2 protein-coding genes are annotated in these 1246 nt (G+C 45.7%); one reads left to right on the forward strand and one right to left on the reverse strand.

Annotated elements, in window-relative coordinates; all coding sequences use genetic code 11:
• The coding region (locus A3756_RS22170; protein ID WP_231875610.1) for a pseudouridine synthase at positions 1-254 on the reverse strand (254 nt) is incomplete at its 3' end.
• 141 nt (positions 255-395) lie between these two features.
• Here A3756_RS22170 and cysZ point away from each other — a divergent pair.
• Positions 396-1181, forward strand: a complete 786-nt coding sequence (gene cysZ / locus A3756_RS22175) for a sulfate transporter CysZ (RefSeq protein ID WP_068510062.1) — start codon at positions 396-398, stop codon at positions 1179-1181.
• Positions 1182-1246 lie beyond the last annotated feature (65 nt).

Consider the following 1246-nt stretch of genomic DNA (forward strand, 5'->3'; position numbering starts at 1 on the left):
ACTTCTCTGTCATGAAACTGCCTACTAAGCTCCCTGTGGGAATCCGCATCAAGCGCCAAGACCATCAAGCCCGAGGTTGCGCAATCCAAACGATGAACCACCCTGATAGTGGGAAATTGGTCTTGTAAGCGGCTCAGCAAGCAATCAGCTTTGTCGGGGCCTCTGCCCGGAACTGATAGCAAACCGGAGGGCTTATTAACCACCACAAGCTGTTCATCTGAATAAACAATCTCGATTTGAAAATCTGGACGCATTGGCTACAACTACCTAGTGACATTACTTTGATTTCATCAGAGCACTGCTGAAACTCCAAGCGAGCTATTATACACTGCCTACAACCCTATTAAGCCCTATAAATTTCTTAGACGATATTCTGATCAGGAGCGAATCTTCACATGAAGGGAAATATGTTTACCGGCTTTGGCTATCTGGCTCAAGGTTTCAAGATCATTTGCCAGCCCGGCTTTCGCCTATTTTTACTGGTTCCTTTAACCGTAAATATCATCTTGTTTACGCTGCTCATCATGTGGGCATATAGCCTAGTAGACGGTTGGATGGCGACCTTATTGTCTTGGGTCCCAGAATGGCTAGGATTCATGGAGTGGTTATTCTGGGGAATCTACTTCTTAGCCATCTTAATGACGCTGTTTTATGGCTTTATTGCCGCCGCGAATTTAATCGGCGCTCCTTTTTATGGCTACCTGGCAGAACTCACTGAAAAGCACTTAAGCGGCCAAGATAAAGGTGAAGACTTCTCATGGAGCGAGCTACTGGCAATGGTTCCCAGAACCATCATGCGAGAACTCCAAAAGCTTGTTTATTATATCCCGCGGGTGCTAGTGCTATTGGTTTTAGGCTTAATCCCCGGCTTGAATGTGATTATTGCTGTTATCTGGATTATTTTCTCAGCCTGGATGATGGCCATTCAATATATCGACTACCCGGCAGATAATAATAAGATGAGCTTCCCCGATATGAAAAACTACCTGGCTAGCCATCGTCTGACATCACTAGGTTTTGGGCTGGTAACGTTTGGGGCAACGCTTCTGCCTATCGTGAATTTTCTGGCACTGCCCGCTGCGGTGTGTGGCGCGGTCGCATTTTGGGTAAACGAAGAAAGATCTTTAGGCAATATCAATATGAACTTTGAAGCAGAGGCGCAGAAAAAGCTATCCAAGTAAATGCAGATAGCTCATCAAGATGCATTTGCTAGCGCTTTCTGTTCATTAGCCGAGCTACTGGAAAC

It is taken from the genome of Oleiphilus sp. HI0086 (assembly GCF_001635225.1).

What these genes read in the sequence shown, in the direction of transcription:
- cysZ (WP_068510062.1), top strand. Translation starts at nt 396, where the DNA reads ATGAAGGGAAATATGTTTACCGGCTTTGGCTATCTGGCTCAAGGTTTC.